The sequence below is a fragment of the Promicromonospora umidemergens genome (genome assembly GCF_024171995.1).
Lineage (GTDB): Bacteria > Actinomycetota > Actinomycetes > Actinomycetales > Cellulomonadaceae > Promicromonospora > Promicromonospora umidemergens.
This window is the reverse complement of sequence record NZ_JAMTCT010000022.1, coordinates 1-16,333: the sequence shown is the minus strand read 5'-3', so window position 1 is coordinate 16,333 and position 16,333 is coordinate 1. Positions and strand designations below refer to the sequence as shown.

Here is a 16,333-nt window from a genome sequence, read left to right as displayed (position 1 = left end):
CGACGGAAGTGGAGCGCCTTCTCGGCTCTGAGCGGCTGGTGTCATTGTCGAAGAACCCGGACCGAAGTCAGGCCAGCGCCTTGTTGGTTGTGGTGAAGAACTTCCTCACGGCTTCCTGCTCGCCGGCCGTCAGTCCGTCGAAGCCGTGCTCCCCCAGCCAGGACATGAATGCGCGAGCGAGCTTCAACTTCGAGAAGCCTGAGATCTCTTTGATCAGGATGTCGACGAGGCGTCGGTGCGGCTGGTCGGTCGCGATCTGCTCGACGTCCCAGCCGCACCGCTCTTTGGCGACGTTGACGAGGGTCTCTCGGAGAAGGTCCTCGATCTCGGGTCCCTTGACCGACCCTGCTATGAAGTCCTTGGTTCGTAGCAGCCGCTTCTTGTCGAGCATCGCGACAAGTTCGTCTTGCTCGGCTGCTTTGTCCCCGGCTTGGTCGGAGTCAAGCAGTGCGGCGACCTTGAAGTCCTGGCTCACCAGGACGGTCACGTAGTAGATGACCTTGCTGGCGCTGGATGCCGGTACGAGCGCGACTGGGTGTTTGAACCCGCTCCCAGCGTCGAAAGCTGCGGCGTTCAAGGACTCGACGTAGAGCATGTCGGTGTAGCCCTCGCACACCAGGTTGCGAGCCTGGGTGAACATCGACTGAGCCAGTTCATAGCCCAGCGCAGCCTGCAGGGGGTAAAGCGAGGCCGGGTCGTCGACCGCGATCCGCGTGTGGACCTTGGTGCCGATAGTCCGGTCTGGCATCTCGACGATCCGCACCCGGTCGAGTTCGTCGGAGCCGACCATGAACGGGGAGTGGGTCGTGTAGATGACCTGGTTTGTGCCGGCCAGCTCGCCGACGGTGTAACGGAACTGCTGCTGCTTGAGCGCGTGCAGGCTCAGGCCGGGCTCGTCGAGGAGAAGGATGGCGTTCTTGAGATTGCCCTCGGACTGGGCGCGGAACACGACGAAGAACGACACGAGCCAGCGGAACCCCTCGCTGCGTTGGTCGAGTTCCACCTCGACACCGAGGTCGTCCACCACGGTCACCTTGAGGTAGTGGCCGTCGGCGACGAAGCGCAGTTGCACCTGCTCGTCACCCCAGACCTTGCGGATCTGTTGGGTGAGAGACACGCTGGCGGCGTTGAGCCGGTTGTGACGGTCGTCCAGCTTGTCCTGGTAGGCCTTCACCGCCTCACGATACGCGTCGGTATTGTGGCCGTACTGCTGCTCCGTCGGTTGGCCGTCGGCTAGCTCTGCGAGCTCCTTCGCTGTGAGGCCGACGACCTTCAGTAGGCACAGGTTGCCGAAGTCGTATCCCTCTTCGGTGTCTCCGGCAGCCTCGCGCGCAGCGAGTGCCGTCAGGTTGATGCGGGGGTGGACCTGGAAGTAGGTCGAGTAGTAGACGAACTGAGGAAGCCTGTCCACCAGCACGCGCGCGGCCGCAGCACGCTGAGTCGAGATGGCGATCGCGCTGCGGATCTTTCGCAGGCGCGTGAGTTCTCGTTCGTTGCCCTCGTCGATCTCGGCAACTGCCTCGGCCAGACGGGCGTCGAGTGTCGTTGCCTTGCTTCCGGTCAGCCGTTCGGTCGGGGCAAATACCTTCACCGCGGCGTCGAATTTCGCGAGGATGGCCTCGCTCCCTTCGACAGCCAGCAACGCCTTACGAAGGCGCTGCAGGTCTTCTTCGACGTTGCGGAACAGCTTGTAGTCAGGGGCGTCGACGAGGTAGTGAGTCGACGTGTTGTCGAGCTTGCGCGTGACCTGGAACGTCTTGAGGTTCTCAAGGTCGGGTGCGACCTTAGCGACGGCACTGCGGTCGTCGTCGTCGAGCTGGAAGGTCGCGACCACGACCTCGACGTCACCCGCTGGGCGGTCGCCCCGCTGTACCTCCGTGTAGCGAGCGCGGGGGTAGTCCGTCAGCGCCTTGAACTTCGGCCGCGTGGCCGGCGCGTTCAACTGCTCCATCGCAGTCAGCAGACCCGTCTTTCCGGCCTCGTTGATGCCGACGAGGATGGTCTTGTCGTGCTCGATCTCGAACTCGCCGCTGTCGTTGACCGACCGGTAGTCACGCACTCGCACCCGCTTGAGGCGCATCTTGTCCCCTCTCGTCGCGCTCAGCGTAGTCACCCAGGCACCGCCAGAGGGATCGGTGGTTGTCGTGTCGCGGCGTTCGTGACCTGCACTGCTGGACGCAGGCGCACGCTGGTCGACCGACGTTTCTAGTTGCCCGAGATCCCGGACGAGTGACCGAACTGTCGCGTCGACGCGGGCGTGCCACTGATGGGGCCCGGGCCGACCGACGCCTTGCCGACAACAACATGGGTCGAACCGACATATTCGATGGATCCCTACAGATCGCTCGCTGTGCGCTGTGCCGTGCCGTGTGTCACTTCCCAGTAGTACGTGCCGCCGGCTCTTGAGCGGGACTGTCCGACCGACCAGCAGCCCGCTGACTGTTCTCGGCCTGAATCTGAAGTGCTGGTGCTACTATTCGTACAACCTTCTCAAGCCCTGGAGTGCACATGCACGAGTTGCCCGAAGCGTCACGGTGGATGGTCGAGCGGTTCGGCGAGCATGCGCACCAGGTCAGGGTCGCCCTGGCGGAGGCGGCACGTGCGTCGCAGGAGTACGCCCTGGACGCCAAGGCTGGCAGCAAGCTGGAGTCCAACGAGGCCTACGGCGCGCTCTGGCGGATCCTTGGCCACCAGGTCGCCACGCACATGAACTTTCTGCCGGGCCACGAGCAGGTCCACCCGAAGGACTCCCGCTTCCCACTGATCGTCTTCCGCGGGACGCTGGTCTTCCCTGTGCGGTACTCGAGCAGCCCGCACGGCGGTGACAAGATCCGGATCGACGTGTCCGAGTACCGCGCGCGCGTGTACGCCCTCAACGGGCGTGAGCCAGAGGCCGTCCAGGGGCACTTGGACCTGGGCCAGGAGTTCGACGCTGGCCGTGTGCGCGTGGTGCGTGACGGCTCCTTCGGTTCGGCAGAACGGGTCGTGACTGTCGCCTGCGCTGTCTCGGCTCGTGGAGGCCTCCAGCACGTGTATTACGGAGAGGCCGCCCCCGACGCTCTGGGGTTCCTCGACTGGACCCACCGCGAGGAACTGCCTCAGTCCCTTCTCGACAGCTCGATCACCGGGCTTGCCCTCAGCAGCGACCCCGGTGTTGGCGGCAGGTTCGACCAGGCGCCGCTGCCCGAGAGCCCGATCTCGCTGCGCACCGATGCGGAAGGTAACCAGGACCAGTCCGCCACCGGGGGCGGCGGTGAATGACAGCCCGGCAGAGAGCCGCCTCACTGATCGTCAGATTGCTCAAGTGTTCGACGGCTACCGGCTACGGCAAGCGCGACAGCTTGCCCTGCGAACCAAGCAGAGCCTGGCGGCCTCCCTCGGGGTATCAGCTACCGCCGTCGGGCAGTTCGAGTCGGGAGCGACGCCGCCACGCCCGGACCTGATCGTGCGCATGGCTACCGAGCTCGGCGTGCCGCGCCAGTTCTTCGCGGCCGGTCGCCCGATGGCGCGACTGGAGACGGCGGACACCTACTTCCGCAGTCTGCGGTCGACCACGGCGAAGCAGCGTGCGAAGGCGGTCTCCTACGCCGAGCAGGTCTGGGAGCTGGTGAACGCGATCGAGCGGCACGTCCGGTTCCCCCCAGTCGCCCTTCCCGGTTTCGTCGGTGGTGAGATCGAGCCAGGGACCTTCCCCGAAGACCCGAACGCGGCTGCGCGCGCCCTGCGCAAGGCGTGGGGACTAGGTTCAGGACCCGTCGCGCACGTCGTTCGGATCATCGAGAACCACGGGATCGCTGTGGTCTTCGCACCGCTGGCCGACGCCGAGGTCCGACGCATCGACGCCTTCTCGACGGTCGCCCTGTCTCGGCCCGTCATCGTGCTCGCTCCCGACCGGGCCGACGACGTGCTCCGGCACAGGTTCACGGCCGCCCACGAGCTCGGCCACCTGGTCCTCCACGCCGATCAGGTCGGCGGCGACCCTCAGCTCGAGCGCGAGGCAGATCGGTTCGCCGCCGAGTTCCTCACGCCGGGCCTGGTCATCCGCGACCGCCTACCCCGCCGCGTCGACTTCCAGCGATGGAGCCAGCTCAGCGACGAGTGGGGCGTCTCGATCAAGTCCCTGATATATCGCAGCCGCGAGGTCGGCCTGCTGTCGGACTCCACCGCGCGACGCGCCTACATCATGCTCAACCAGCTGCAGAACGAAGGGGCCTTCGCGCCACAACCGGTCGGCCAGTTTCCCGGCGAGACACCCTGCCTGTTACGCGAAGCCGTCGAGCTCGCGGACGCCAACGGAGTGACCGTAGCGTCCCTTGCCCAAGAGCTCGCATGGCCGGCAGCGACGGTCCGCAAGCTTCTGGGAGAAGCAGACGAGCGACCGGCGCTACGGCTCGTACCGACGTAAACCTCGGACGATCGGTGTCACCCACAAGAACTACGACACCGATCGACGGGACCGGCTGCGCCCGCCGCGGCGCAGCCGGACCGCACCAGGAAGCGGGACCGCCGTTCCTGACCCTCCAGTCATCGTTCTGCGGAATTCAGTCTCCGAACACACCGGGGCGACGCAGCAGGTCGTCGTCGGCTCCTTCCATGAAGTTGGTGAGCGATGGCTCTGAACTACGTAGACCTTGAACGCTTCTGGCTACCGGAGGACGGGACCTACACGCTCACCCCTGCCGGCTGGCTAGACGATCCCACCGATAAAGGCTTGTTCCGCGCGAACGCTGCGGCCGTCAGTACAGCAGCCCTGGCAGAACGCCAGTGCGTCGTCTTGCTCGGGGAACCAGGGATGGGAAAGACGAGCACGCTCGCTGCGGGAAGTGCTGTGGCACCGCAAGCGGAGGGGATCGAAGGACTGCACGTCGATCTGGGCCGCTACGGCAGTGAAGATCGGTTGGTCCGCGAGGTGTTCGAGAGCGAGCAGATTCGGACGTGGCAAGCGGGAAACCATTCGCTGTGCCTAACGCTGGACAGTTTCGACGAGGCCAAGAACCGGGTCGAGACGTTGGACCAGCTGCTCGACGAATTTCTGATGAGGTGGGACTGCGATCGCCTCTTCCTTCGCGTCGCCTGCCGCACCGCTGACTGGCCCCAGAGAATGCGGACCGTCCTGGAGAACAACTTCTCCGAGGTCAATATCCACGAGTTGCTGCCCCTGCGACGCTCCGACGCAGCCGACTTAATGCGAGCTGCGGAGCTGGACGCGGAGGAGATCCTGGCAGCAGTAGAACAGGCCCGCATCGTCCCGCTCGCGGCACGTCCCTTGACGCTGAAACTCATCCAGTCCTCGATCAGCCAACACGGATCGTTGCCCGGGAACGCTCGGGAGCTATACGAGCATGGTTTGACGGCCTTGCTCGACGAGATGAACCCGCAGCGCCAGCAAGCGATCGCGCCACCGGGTGGTGTAGCCGGTCGGATGCGTGCCGCCGAACGCATCGCTGCGCTGTCTCTGTTCGGGGGTCGACCAACCGTGTGGCGAGGCTCTGTCGCGACCGCCCCACCGGACGATCTGAGCGTCGACCAGTGCGTCGGACCGCCCGGGCGCGACGGACAGGGAATCTCCTCGGACGACGTGCACGCGACGTTGCGCTCGGGGATCTTCACTGGCGCAGGCGAAGCCCGTCTCGGCTGGTCGCACGCCACCTTCGCGGACTATCTCAGCGCCAGGTGGGTCCTGCATCAAAGCCTCGACAACGAGCAGGTGACGTCGCTCCTGGTGGCGAATGACGGGCGCATCTACACGCGCGCGCGGCAGGTGGCAGCCTGGCTGGTCGCTCTTGACTCTGCAAGGTTCCGACATCTCATCCAGAGCGACCCGGAGGCATTCCTCGCGAGCGTCGACCTGCCCGAAGGTCAGCTCCGTTCTGAGGTTGTCAGCGCCCTGCTCCGCGATGCGCAGTCCGGGGAACTCTTCGACGACTACGACGTGGACTACTCCGGCTTGCAGCACTCCGGGCTGGCAGAGCAATTGCGGCCCGCCCTGCAAACCCCGCAAGGAGAGGCCTGCCGAGTCGCGGTCCGCATCGCCAGAAGTTGCTCGCTCATGGATTCAGTACCGGACCTCACCACTCTCGCACTCAACGACAAGGCGGACCCGCACGTGCGGGCGTCGGCAGCAATGGCAATTCATGGCCTGTCGGCCGCGGCGCCGAGCCATGACCTGGCGACGCTCATCGGCGCTTCAACCGGGTCTGTCGCCGCGGATAATCAAGAATTGGAGGCAGCAGCGCTGCTGGTGTCCTGGCCACACGCTGTGTCGACCGAGAAGGTCTTCTCCGTGCTGTCACCATCGCACCCGCGCAACTACTACGGCCTGTACTCCGTCTTCATGGACCGTTTCGCAACGGAACTCCGGGCGTCCGACCTGAGACCAGCTTGCACGTGGCTTCTGGCCGATCTCTCCCGCATGGATGACTTTCGGCTGGCCAAGCTCGTCCGCGCAATCCTCAAGCTCTGCCTTGCACATCTCGATGACGATTCGGCACGAGAGGTCATCGTTGCTATGGCGCTCAAGAGCCTGGCTGACTCCCAGCCGCTCTTTGGAGAACCGGGGCTTAACGGTGACGAGATCGACCTGGACACTGACACACGGCACGCAGTGACTCGACTGCTCCTTGAGACAGTGTCCGAGGAGCAGGTCTGGTGGATCGTCGACGAGCAGCCCGGCCGGGGAATGGTACTCGTGTACGACGAGGACCTTGAGTGGCTCATCGACGTCTACGCCGCGGCCGACGGCACGCTCCGGGAGAATGCCGGGCGTGCCGCCAGGGAACTCCTCAAACCCCACCTGGTCGCGCACAGCAGCATCATCCTCGAGCTTCCCGAGGATCACGCGGCCGCGGAACTGTTCAGCGACTGGCGATCAGTGGTCGAGCTCGATTCCGAAGCAGCCGTCGAGGCCCGGCAGAAGTCGCAAGAACGCGCCCGACGACACCTTGAGATCTCGCGGCGACGCAAGGAAGAGCGCTCAGACGATTGGGTCAATCCGCGCATCGCTGAGGAGATCGGCAAGGCCGTTGACGGAAACACCTCCGCCTTCTGGCGAGCAGCTCACCTGGCGGTCATGCCCGGTATGCGAAGAGACATGGACGAGTTCCAGCCGGACCTGACGCTTCACCCGCGGTGGGAGACGCTCCCGGGCACGGTGAAGGCCGACTTCGTGACCGCCGCGCGCATCTATGTGGAGACCGGTGAATGCCAGCCCGACCAGTGGCTCGCCCGGAACATCGACTACCGCCCCGCGCGGGCCGGATATCAGGCGCTGGCTCTACTGTTGAAGCTAGACCCGCCGGCGCTGAACGCGGTCTCGCCCGAGGCCTGGCGTAACTGGGCTCCGATCCTGATCGCCTGGATCGCCACGAACAACGGAGCAAGCCATGACGACAAGCAACGCTTGCTCACGCTGGCGCGCCCGCATGCGGAGGACGAACTGCGCCAGACCATCCTGGTGCTGGTCGACAAGGCGATCGCCGATGAGGCGCACGTGTTCCTCAGGACCGAACTCGAGGTCCTTTCCACCGAGGTCCTAGCGCGCGAACTTCTCGAACGACTCACACGTCCCATGGCCCCCGACACGCGGGCGGGCATCCTGGACTTCCTTGTCGAACGACACCTGGACCTTGTCGCTCCCGTGCTGCACTCACGCCTTGGCGACGCTGAACGGATCGAAGACCCGGAGCTGGGGAAGGACGCCGCATGCCGCCTACTCCGCAATGATGCAACGAGGTCGTGGGTGGCACTCGGTGCCCTGATGAAGAACGACGCACCCTTCATGGAAGCGGTCTCTCTGCAGTTCGCCCAGGCCTTCGACCGACGTACTCCGGACCTTGCGCCACAAGCCCTGGCCGATCTGTATCTCTGGCTGTGCGAACGCTTCCCACGCGCCCAAGACACTGCCTCCGAGGACACTGACCGGGTCCGACCACGTGAGTCTCTCGCTCACTGGCGGGATGCCCTACTCACCGCCCTGTCACGACACGGTACGCGTGACGCTGTAGCGGCTATCGAGCGGATTGCACTGGCTCGGCCTGACGAGCCATGGATGGCACGTTTCCTGGTCGATGCCAAGCGCGCATTACGCGAACGAAGCTGGGAGCCGCTCACACTGGACGAGATCGACCAGCTCGCCCAGAGCCGCCGGACGCGCGTAGTGCGCTCGGACGCCGATCTGCTCGCCGCGACGCTCCACGCGTTGGACGAGATCGAAGCGCGCCTCCAGGCTGATACGCCGTCAGCATTTCTCCTCTGGGACACACACTCGAAGCGGCCGAAAAGAGAGGAAGAGATCTCCGACTACCTCGCCAACGAACTAGAACAGCACCTCAACGGCGTCGGCGTAGTGGTCAACCGAGAGGTGCAGGTGCGCCGTAGCGGGCAGAGCGGCCTGGCTGAGCGGACTGATCTGCGGGTAGAGGCGGTGCGGCCAGACTCGGGCGCCATAGGGTCGCCGGGGACGCTGCGCATTCCGGGGGAGGTCAAGGGCGTCTGGAACCCTGGGCTCATCGAGTCGCTCGAGACACAGCTCGTTCAGCGGTACATGGCCGACTTCCAGACCGATCATGGGCTTTACGTCGTCGCTTGGTTCGACCAAGAATCCTGGGCAACCGCGGACGGCCGACGCAGCAAGGCGGCACGCCAAGGCAGCGTCACGAAGGTGCGCACGGCCTTGGAGGCCGAGGCAGAGAAGCAGCGCGCCCAGGGCCGTGTGATCTCTGTCCGCGTCCTGGACTTCTCCCTTAAACGGCCGACCTCCAGATAGCGGCGCATTGTCCTGCCCGAGTTTGATCGGATGCTCCGGTCGAGAGTCTGGCCGAAGCTCGGCTTCTGGACGTACACGATCCGTACAAACAAACAATGCCCTCCGGTTCGCCGGAGGGCATTGTCGTCAGTGATCGTTGACTCAGGATGCCAGCGGACTCGCCAGAGCCCCCGTGCCTACTGTCCAGATCGTTACCAGCATCGACTGCGAGAAACTACCTAGGAATCGGCGGATTTGCTGCAACCTTGATGAGGTTTCACCTGTCATATTCTTCCTCCTTGCTGAGCGCTTTCGCGCCCGGGCTTCGCTCAACATGTGGGCAAAGGCAAAGGGGATGACGGCCGCGAGCGTCCCTATCAGAGTGAGGGTTTCGAACCCACCACCGCTGGCTAGCTCAACCAACGATCACTGTTCAATTATTGCGGTAAACACACCGCCCGTACAGACCCACCCCGAATTACACGACCCGGGTGTGCGTACTGCAACCACCCACACAACGCCCGGCATCTCGAGGATATTCCTGATGCGACGACGGGATGTGTCGCCTGCCGACAAAGGAGATGCACTGGCCCGCAATCGAACTCGAAGCAGGGCGAGTTTCCGTTCTACTGCTCGATCTGCACTGATGAGCTGGCTACCAAGATCAAGCCACGATCGAGCCACCTAGCCGGTGCGGCGTGCTGGACGTCGGAGGGACCACGTTCACCCTCGGTTGCCCGTGCTCCGGCTCATGATTTGTAGCGTGGTGATCGCATCGAGGAGTCTCCGACGCAGGGAGTCGTCCTCCCAGACGAGGCTGTCCCAGCTGCCGGAGGTGACGATGCGGGCATCCTGTTCCGCAAGAGCGCGAAGTCCGGGAACGGCGTCGGCGTCGCCCATCTCGGTGAGTAGGTCTACGCCATCGATGCTCCCCCACGGTCCCGCGATCTCCTTGAGGAGCAGCGGAACGAGACCAGCTGTAGCAGTACCGGCACGCCAGAGCGCGCGGGCCGCCGGAACCCGTGCAGCCCCGTGGAAGGGCTCAGTGCGTTCTGCGAGGCCGCGCAGCACTGGGACGAACGGTCCGAGAAGTTCAGGCGGAAGCTCCGCCAACAACTCAGCCGCTCGGGCCGCAGGCCTCTCCCCCGCTTTCAGCACCGCGTCCAGAGTTGGGGCCACCGCATCGATGTCCCCCACTGCTCGCCAGACCACGCGAGCGGCGGCGACTTGGAGCTCACGGTCCGGGTAGGTCTCGGCAGCACGTCCCGTCAGGTATGTGCGCAGGCGCGGGACCAGCGACGTCGCGTCAGGCCCGGCCTCTGCGACCAAGTTCAGATCCCAGTCGGTGAACCCATGACCGCTGTCCAGGAGCCCCGCGGCCACCGCAACGAGCGGCGCCGAATCCTCACGCAGCTGGCGCAGGGCGTGAGCAGCCCGCAGCGCGGGAAGCCCGTCGCCGGCAGCCGCCGCGCGGAGCGCGGCCTCTGCGCCACGGGCTGCCGGGCCGATCGCAGCCAGCGCCATGGGAACGGCATACGGAGCCACGGGGAGCGCGTCGACGAGGGCGTCGAGGGCGGGTGCCGCAGCCGGTCCCCAGCCCCTGAGGACTGCGATGAGCGGAGCAGGACCGTCCGGCCAGCCTACGGGAGTCGCCCACTCGGCACGCTCGCTCGCCGGGGCATCGAGCACGGTCACCAGTCGGGCGCGGACGACGGTCAGAAAGTCGGGGTCGAAGGACGGGACGTTGTCGCCGAGCAGCCGCAGCGCGTCCGGCGACTGGCCGCGTTCCCATGCAGCGGTCAGCGCTGGAATGACGCGGTCGTCCCGGAGCCGAGTCAGGACCGCGATCGCCATATTCGCGGAACCGCGGTGGTCAGTGACGTCGCCGAGTGCCAGGTGCGCCAGTTCCGGCGCCAGGCTCGACGCCGCGTGACCAGCATCGGCAGCTGCAGCGACAGCAGACGCCACGACGCCGGCGTCGTCGTCGGCCAGAAGCTCGCGGAGGTGCCCGACGGACTCCCGCGCAGCCGACCGGCTGGCACGCGAGCGGAGGGCGAGGTTCTCCGCCTGACGGACACGGCTCTCCGCGGAGCCAGTCCCCATCTTCGTGACAACAGTCCGCGCGGCAACGGCGTCGAGGCGTTCGATCACACCGTCGAACCGTGCGAGGGACTCCGTCCAGGCGCCAGTCCACTCCGCTTCCCGCTTGATCGCGGCCGCGAGGTGTTCCAGCGCCTCGCCAGGCACCGCGCGCCCGGCGTCGAGAAGCGCATGGGCCGCAGCAAGCGGGACCGGGAACGGATCACGCAACGCGGCCTCCGCCACTCGGAGGCCGGCAGCAGGCTCGACAGCGCACAGGCCCAGCACGATGCCCGCCTGGACCTGCGGGGCGTCCTCTACCTCCCGCCGTGCGGCCAGAGCCGACGCAGCTTTGTCACCGCCGCGCGAGTGGGCGACTGCGTAGGTGGCAGCCTCACGGACCGCCTCGTCGGGGTCTTCCAACAGCGGCAGGAGCCGGTCCGAGTGGGCGCGCAATGCCGCCCGCACCGCGGGCAGAGCACTACCGTCGCTCATGTTCGGATCTCCGAACCCGCCCAACGCGAAGCACAGAGCATCCCGGTGGTGAACAGCACGACCCGCGGCCAGGTCCACGATGAACGGCACCGCGACCACGGTCACGGGATAGACCGTCCCCTGGTGCCAGATCGAGGAAAAGAACGCATCGAGCGCCTCACCCGCAACCCGCTCGTCCGGCGAGGCAAGCCCTCGCAAGATCTCGGCCACATCGCCCGCAGGCCCGTAGGCCCCGCCCACGCCGTCCCAGTTGATCGCGTCCAGTTCCTCGAGCACTGCGCGAGCCTATCCGCCGACGATGGCCACGGTAGCCGTTCAGCTATCGCTGTCCGGCACCCGCGTAGCCCAAGCAGCGACCGCCACGGCCGAGGCCACGTTCAGGGAGTCCACTCCCCCGGACATCGGGATCCGGACGGTCATGTCGCATTCCGCGATCGTGCGGGGCTTCAGGCCATCGCCCTCCGTCCCGAGAACCAGCGCGAGCTTGTCGGGCGGGTCGGCCACCAGCTCGTCCAGCGTGATCGAGTCATCCTCGAGAGCGAGCGCCGCGACCTTGAAACCATGCTCGTGCAAGGTCCGGATACCGGCCGGCCAGGGATCGATCCGCGTCCACGGGACCTGGAAGACCGTCCCCATAGAAACCCGCACGGCCCGCCGATACAGCGGATCCGCACAGCTCGGGGTGAGCAGCACCGCATCGACCCCGAGGGCCGCACACGCCCTCATCGCGGCACCAATATTTGTATGGTCCACAATATCTTCGAGGATCACGACCCGTCGCGCCTCCGTTGCGGCGCTGACCTGCGGTTCCGGTGCTCGTGTTTTGGAACCGCCGACGTTCGTGTGGTCCACGATGTCCTCGAGGATCACCACCCTGCGAGCCCCCGCGCCGCCGCGCGCGCCGGCGAGCAGCTCGTGCACGGTCGGCTGCGGCGGGCGGTGCATCGCCGCCAGCGCGCCGCGGTGCAGGTTGAAGCCCGTGATCTCCTTCAGCAGCGGTTCCTCGGCGACGTAGACGGGCGCACCGGTCGCCGCGATCAGGTCGGTCATCGAGTCCAGCCACTTCGGCGCCATGAGGAACGACCGCGGCCGGTGCCCGGCCGCGAGCGCCCGCCGCATCACGGTCGAGCTCTCCGCGATGTACAGGCCCTTGGCCGGCTCGTGCTTGGAGCGCAGGACGACGTCCGTGAGGCTGTTGAAGTCGGCAAGGCGCTCGTCGGCGGGGTCATCGATGCGGACGACGTCGAGGGTGGTCACCAACCCATTCTCCCTCCCAGGGGCACGTGCCTCCATGCCATGTGGCCTGCAACACGCTCGTAGCCGGCCTGGAGCACGTCAGCGGTCGCCCCCGGCAGGGTAACCGGTGCGGGTGACAAACCTGATGCCACCGAGGAGATCGGCCAGCCCCGGCCTGCCGAACGGCATGGAGGTGAGCGCGGCATAGTAGATCTCCTGCTCAGCGTCGACCAGGAAGACTGCGGGCTCGCTGAAGTGGGCAGGCTCGTTGTCATTGCTGGCTGCGGAGACGAACAGGCCCCAGTCCCGCATGGTCTGCACAGAAAGGTCGTACCCGAGCTGCAGGGCCGGCAGGTCCCAGTCGTCGCGAACTCGCCGGGTGCGATGCTCGTCCTCTGCGCTGATGGCGATGACGTCGACGCCCAGGCTTTCCAGCTCGGCGCTGCTGTCGCGGATGGCCGCGAGCTGGTCGCGGCACACCGGGCAGTGCAGACCCCGGTAGAAGACGATCATCGTGAAGTTCTCGGGTCGCCGCCCCGCCAGGTTCCACCGGCTGCCGTCGAGGAGGTCGACGACGAGCTCGGGCGCGCGGGTGCGAGGACGAGGCGGGGCTTGGAGCTGCGTTGGCGACTGGGGTGCTCCGCTGGTGTTCGGGTTGGTCATCGTGCCCTCCGGGTGGTGGATGTTGCTCCCGTCGGCGGGATGACGACCGGATGGAACGTGCGGGGTGTGCTCAGGGAGCGGTGACCGGCACCGGATCGGCGCTGTCCCTGACCGCCGGTGCAGGACGGACGGTGGCGCACAGGATGGCGATGGCGAGCCAGAAGGTACCGACCAGCGGAATCGCGACGGGGCCGAAGTTGTCGATGAGATATCCGCCGAGAGCGGCGCCGACGGCGCTGCCACCGTAGAGTCCGCTGATCCCCAGCGACATGGCCAGCATCGGCTGGCCGTCAGCCACGCTCATGATTCCGGCCTGGATGACTGGGCTCAGCGCCCAGGCGAAGACCGACCACACCGCGATGAGCACGAACAACGCGAACCCGAACCCGGCTCCGAGCCCGAAGTAGGCGGCCAGTGCCCCCAGGGCGAGGCAGTGGCCTCCGAGGACGACCAGGCGTGCCGGGCGCGGGGAAAGTCGGTCGGTCAGGTAGCCGCCGAAGAACACCGCCATCACCCCGACGAGCCCGACCAGCAGCAGAGCCAGGGTGACGTCACTGCTGTCGGCGCCGAGCTGTTCGGTAAAGATCGTGCCGAGGTAGCTGTAGAACATGAGGCCGCCCGCACCGGACAGGAACATGGCCGCGACAAGGGCGAGCACGCGTGGATTGCGCACCGGAGCCAGCCGGGCGGCGAGGGCGGTGGGTGACCCCCCCGGCACCGAGGGGGCGAGGATTGCACTTAACACCGCAACGAGCGCCGCGACCACAGCGATGAGAACAAACGTCGCCCGCCAGGACAGCGCGTCGCCGAGGAAAGCCCCGAACGGCACACCGGTGAACAGGGCCACCGTGAGGCCGGCGGTCACGACCGCGAGATAGCGTCCGCTCTTGCCCTCCGGCGCAGCCATACCTGCGATCACCATGCAGGTCGGCGAGACCGCCGCCGCAGCGAGCCCCGCGACCGCCCTCAACACGAGCGTCAGGACGAACACGTCGCTGACCGCGACCGCCAGGTTGGCTACGGCAAAGATCACCAGCGCCCAGGTCAGGACCGCCTTCTTGTTGAGCCGATCAGTAAGGAAGGCCAGGATTGGCGCCCCGACGGCGAACGTGATCGCGAAGGCGGCCACCAGCAATCCGGCGGTCCCCGGCGACACGCCGAGGTCCCGAGCGACATCCGGCAAGATCCCCGAGATCACGAACTCGTCGGTGCCGAGGGCCAGCATCCCCACGAACAAGCACAGGAGCCACACCGGGTAGCCGGCCACTCGCAGACTAGTCATCTCTATCCCCTTCGATAATCGACGAACCTCGAACATTTAGGTCCTAGTATGATCTATCTCATGGCCGCCGCAACACACCCCTCGATGGACACCCTCAATCTGCCCACGGTGATGCATGCCCTGGCTGATCCCATCCGACTGGGCCTGGTGCGCCTGCTCAGCGACAACGAGGAACGCGCCTGGAGCGAGCTGGACGCACCGATCGCCAACTCCACCCTCAGCTACCACCTCAAGGTGCTGCGCTCGGCCGGGATCACCCGGACCCGCGAGGAAGGCACCCGCTGCTACGTGCGGCTGCGCAGCGACGACCTCGAGGACCGCTTCCCAGGGCTGCTGTCGACCACCCTCGCCCTGTCGTCGGACTCGTCCGCAGGGGTCGCTGACGTCGGTTTGCGCAGCAGGACCAAGGTGTAGGCCTGGTAGACCACGCGCTGTCGGCCTCAGCCGCGGAGCATCTCAGCAACGAGGAAAGCCATCTCCAGCGACTGCTGCGTGTTCAACCGGGGATCACAAGCGGTTTCGTAACGACCGGCCAGATCGAGGTCGGAGATGTCCTGCGCGCCGCCGAGACATTCGGTCACGTCCTCACCGGTCAGCTCGACATGAATCCCACCGGGGTACGAACCGAGCTCGCGATGCACCTCGAAGAAGCCGCGCACCTCGTCGATGATGCGGTCGAAGTGACGGGTCTTGTACCCGGTGGACGACTCATGGGTGTTGCCGTGCATCGGATCGCACTGCCAGATGACCTTGTGCCCTGACATCTCGACCTTTTCCACGATCGCCGGCAGCACCTCGCGCACCTTGCCGTTGCCCATCCGGGAGATCAGGGTCAGCCGGCCCGGCTCGTGCCGCGGGTCCAGCCGCCGCACGTACTCCAGCGCTTGCTCCGGGGTCGTCATCGGACCGATCTTTAGCCCGATCGGGTTGTGCAGCAGCTCGGCGAACGCGATATGGGCACCGTCGAGCTGGCGGGTCCGCTCGCCGATCCACAGGAAGTGCGAAGACAGGTCGTACAGCTTGGGATTCGCTGCCTCCGCGTCGTCCAACCGCAACATTGCTCGCTCGTAGTCCAGTAGCAGCAGCTCGTGGCTGGCGAATATCTCTGTCGAATGCAGTGATGTACCGGTCATCCCGCTGGCCGACATGAACCGCAGCCCTCGATCGATCTCCGTCGCCAGCGCCTCGTACCGCTCCCCCGCCGGCGAGGTACGGACGAAGTCCTTGTTCCAGCCGTGCACCTGGGCCAGGTCCGCCATCCCCGCACCGGTCAGCGACCGGATCAGGTTCATCGTCGCGCCCGCGTTCGCGTAGGCGCGGATCATCCGGCCCGGGTCCGGCTCCCGCAGCTTCGGCTCGGCGACCAGAGAGTTGATGATGTCACCGCGGTACACCGGCAGCCCCAGTGCGTCGTTGGAGCTTGATCGCGGTTTCGCGTACTGCCCGGCTATCCGGCCCACCTTCACCACCGGCAAGCTCGCCCCGTACGTCAGCACCACCGCCATCTGCAACAGCGTGTGTAGATTCGCCCGGATGTGCGGCTCGGTGTTCGACTCGAACGTCTCCGCGCAGTCCCCGCCCTGCAGCAGGAACGCCTCGCCATTTGCCACCATCGCCAACCGTTGCCGCAACCGGTCGATCTCCGCCGGCACGGTGATCGGCGGAACACTCTCCAGCACCCCGCGAGCACGCCGGGTCAGGTCCGGATCCGGCCACTCCGGCTGCTGGGCCGCTGGACGACGCAGTGCATCGTCCAGTCGGACACGAAGTGAGGCGCCCTACGGTTCTCGGACAGTTGGCCCCAAGATATAATTCTTGGGATTGACTGGAAGGAA

Annotated in this window: 10 protein-coding genes; 4 read left to right on the top strand and 6 right to left on the bottom strand. The window is 66.1% G+C overall.

The window, feature by feature from the left end; all coding sequences use genetic code 11:
• Positions 1-67 precede the first annotated feature (67 nt).
• Positions 68-2,113, bottom strand: coding sequence for an AAA family ATPase (locus tag APR04_RS24780; RefSeq protein WP_253875733.1), 2,046 nt, complete (start codon positions 2,111-2,113; stop codon positions 68-70).
• Positions 2,114-2,508: 395 nt separating this feature from the next.
• Between APR04_RS24780 and APR04_RS24775 the strand changes: the two genes are divergently transcribed.
• The 3 genes from APR04_RS24775 (at position 2,509) to APR04_RS24765 (ending at position 8,764) form a co-directional block, all read left to right on the top strand.
• Positions 2,509-3,261 carry a hypothetical protein gene (locus APR04_RS24775; protein ID WP_253875730.1) on the top strand — a complete coding sequence of 251 codons (753 nt, stop codon included), beginning with the start codon at positions 2,509-2,511 and terminating at the stop codon, positions 3,259-3,261.
• A 43-nt stretch (positions 3,262-3,304) separates the two neighbouring features.
• A complete protein-coding gene (locus tag APR04_RS24770) occupies positions 3,305-4,405 on the top strand; it encodes an XRE family transcriptional regulator (protein WP_253875727.1) in 1,101 nt (366 codons plus the stop codon).
• Between the two features lie 204 nt (positions 4,406-4,609).
• Entirely contained in the window at positions 4,610-8,764 is a 4,155-nt protein-coding gene (locus tag APR04_RS24765; protein ID WP_253875723.1) for an NACHT domain-containing protein, read from the top strand.
• A 702-nt stretch (positions 8,765-9,466) separates the two neighbouring features.
• Here APR04_RS24765 and APR04_RS24760 read toward each other — a convergent pair.
• From APR04_RS24760 to APR04_RS24745, 4 genes are all read right to left on the bottom strand, one after another.
• A complete protein-coding gene (locus tag APR04_RS24760; protein ID WP_253875720.1) occupies positions 9,467-11,593 on the bottom strand; it encodes an amino acid adenylation domain-containing protein in 2,127 nt (708 codons plus the stop codon).
• A gap of 39 nt (positions 11,594-11,632) precedes the next feature.
• The gene (locus tag APR04_RS24755) at positions 11,633-12,574 is read right to left on the bottom strand and encodes a TrmH family RNA methyltransferase (protein WP_253875717.1); all 942 of its coding nucleotides are present in this window, start codon (positions 12,572-12,574) and stop codon (positions 11,633-11,635) included.
• Positions 12,575-12,652: 78 nt separating this feature from the next.
• Positions 12,653-13,216, bottom strand: a complete 564-nt coding sequence (locus APR04_RS24750; protein WP_253875714.1) for a peroxiredoxin-like family protein — start codon at positions 13,214-13,216, stop codon at positions 12,653-12,655.
• 70 nt (positions 13,217-13,286) lie between these two features.
• Positions 13,287-14,441, bottom strand: coding sequence for an MFS transporter (locus tag APR04_RS24745; protein ID WP_253875711.1), 1,155 nt, complete (start codon positions 14,439-14,441; stop codon positions 13,287-13,289).
• A 117-nt stretch (positions 14,442-14,558) separates the two neighbouring features.
• On the opposite strand from APR04_RS24745, the gene APR04_RS24740 reads away from it, so the two are divergent.
• The gene (locus tag APR04_RS24740) at positions 14,559-14,912 is read left to right on the top strand and encodes an ArsR/SmtB family transcription factor (RefSeq protein WP_253875708.1); all 354 of its coding nucleotides are present in this window, start codon (positions 14,559-14,561) and stop codon (positions 14,910-14,912) included.
• A gap of 26 nt (positions 14,913-14,938) precedes the next feature.
• On the opposite strand, the gene APR04_RS24735 is transcribed toward APR04_RS24740, so the two are convergent.
• The gene (locus tag APR04_RS24735) at positions 14,939-16,243 is read right to left on the bottom strand and encodes a class II 3-deoxy-7-phosphoheptulonate synthase (RefSeq protein ID WP_253875943.1); all 1,305 of its coding nucleotides are present in this window, start codon (positions 16,241-16,243) and stop codon (positions 14,939-14,941) included.
• Between the last annotated feature and the right edge of the window lie 90 nt (positions 16,244-16,333).

What these genes read in the sequence shown, in the direction of transcription:
- APR04_RS24775 (WP_253875730.1), top strand. Translation starts at nt 2,509, where the DNA reads ATGCACGAGTTGCCCGAAGCGTCACGGTGGATGGTCGAGCGGTTCGGC.
- APR04_RS24765 (WP_253875723.1), top strand. Translation starts at nt 4,610, where the DNA reads ATGGCTCTGAACTACGTAGACCTTGAACGCTTCTGGCTACCGGAGGAC.
- APR04_RS24750 (WP_253875714.1), bottom strand. Translation starts at nt 13,216, where the DNA reads ATGACCAACCCGAACACCAGCGGAGCACCCCAGTCGCCAACGCAGCTC.
- APR04_RS24745 (WP_253875711.1), bottom strand. Translation starts at nt 14,441, where the DNA reads ATGCTGGCCCTCGGCACCGACGAGTTCGTGATCTCGGGGATCTTGCCG.
- APR04_RS24740 (WP_253875708.1), top strand. Translation starts at nt 14,559, where the DNA reads ATGGCCGCCGCAACACACCCCTCGATGGACACCCTCAATCTGCCCACG.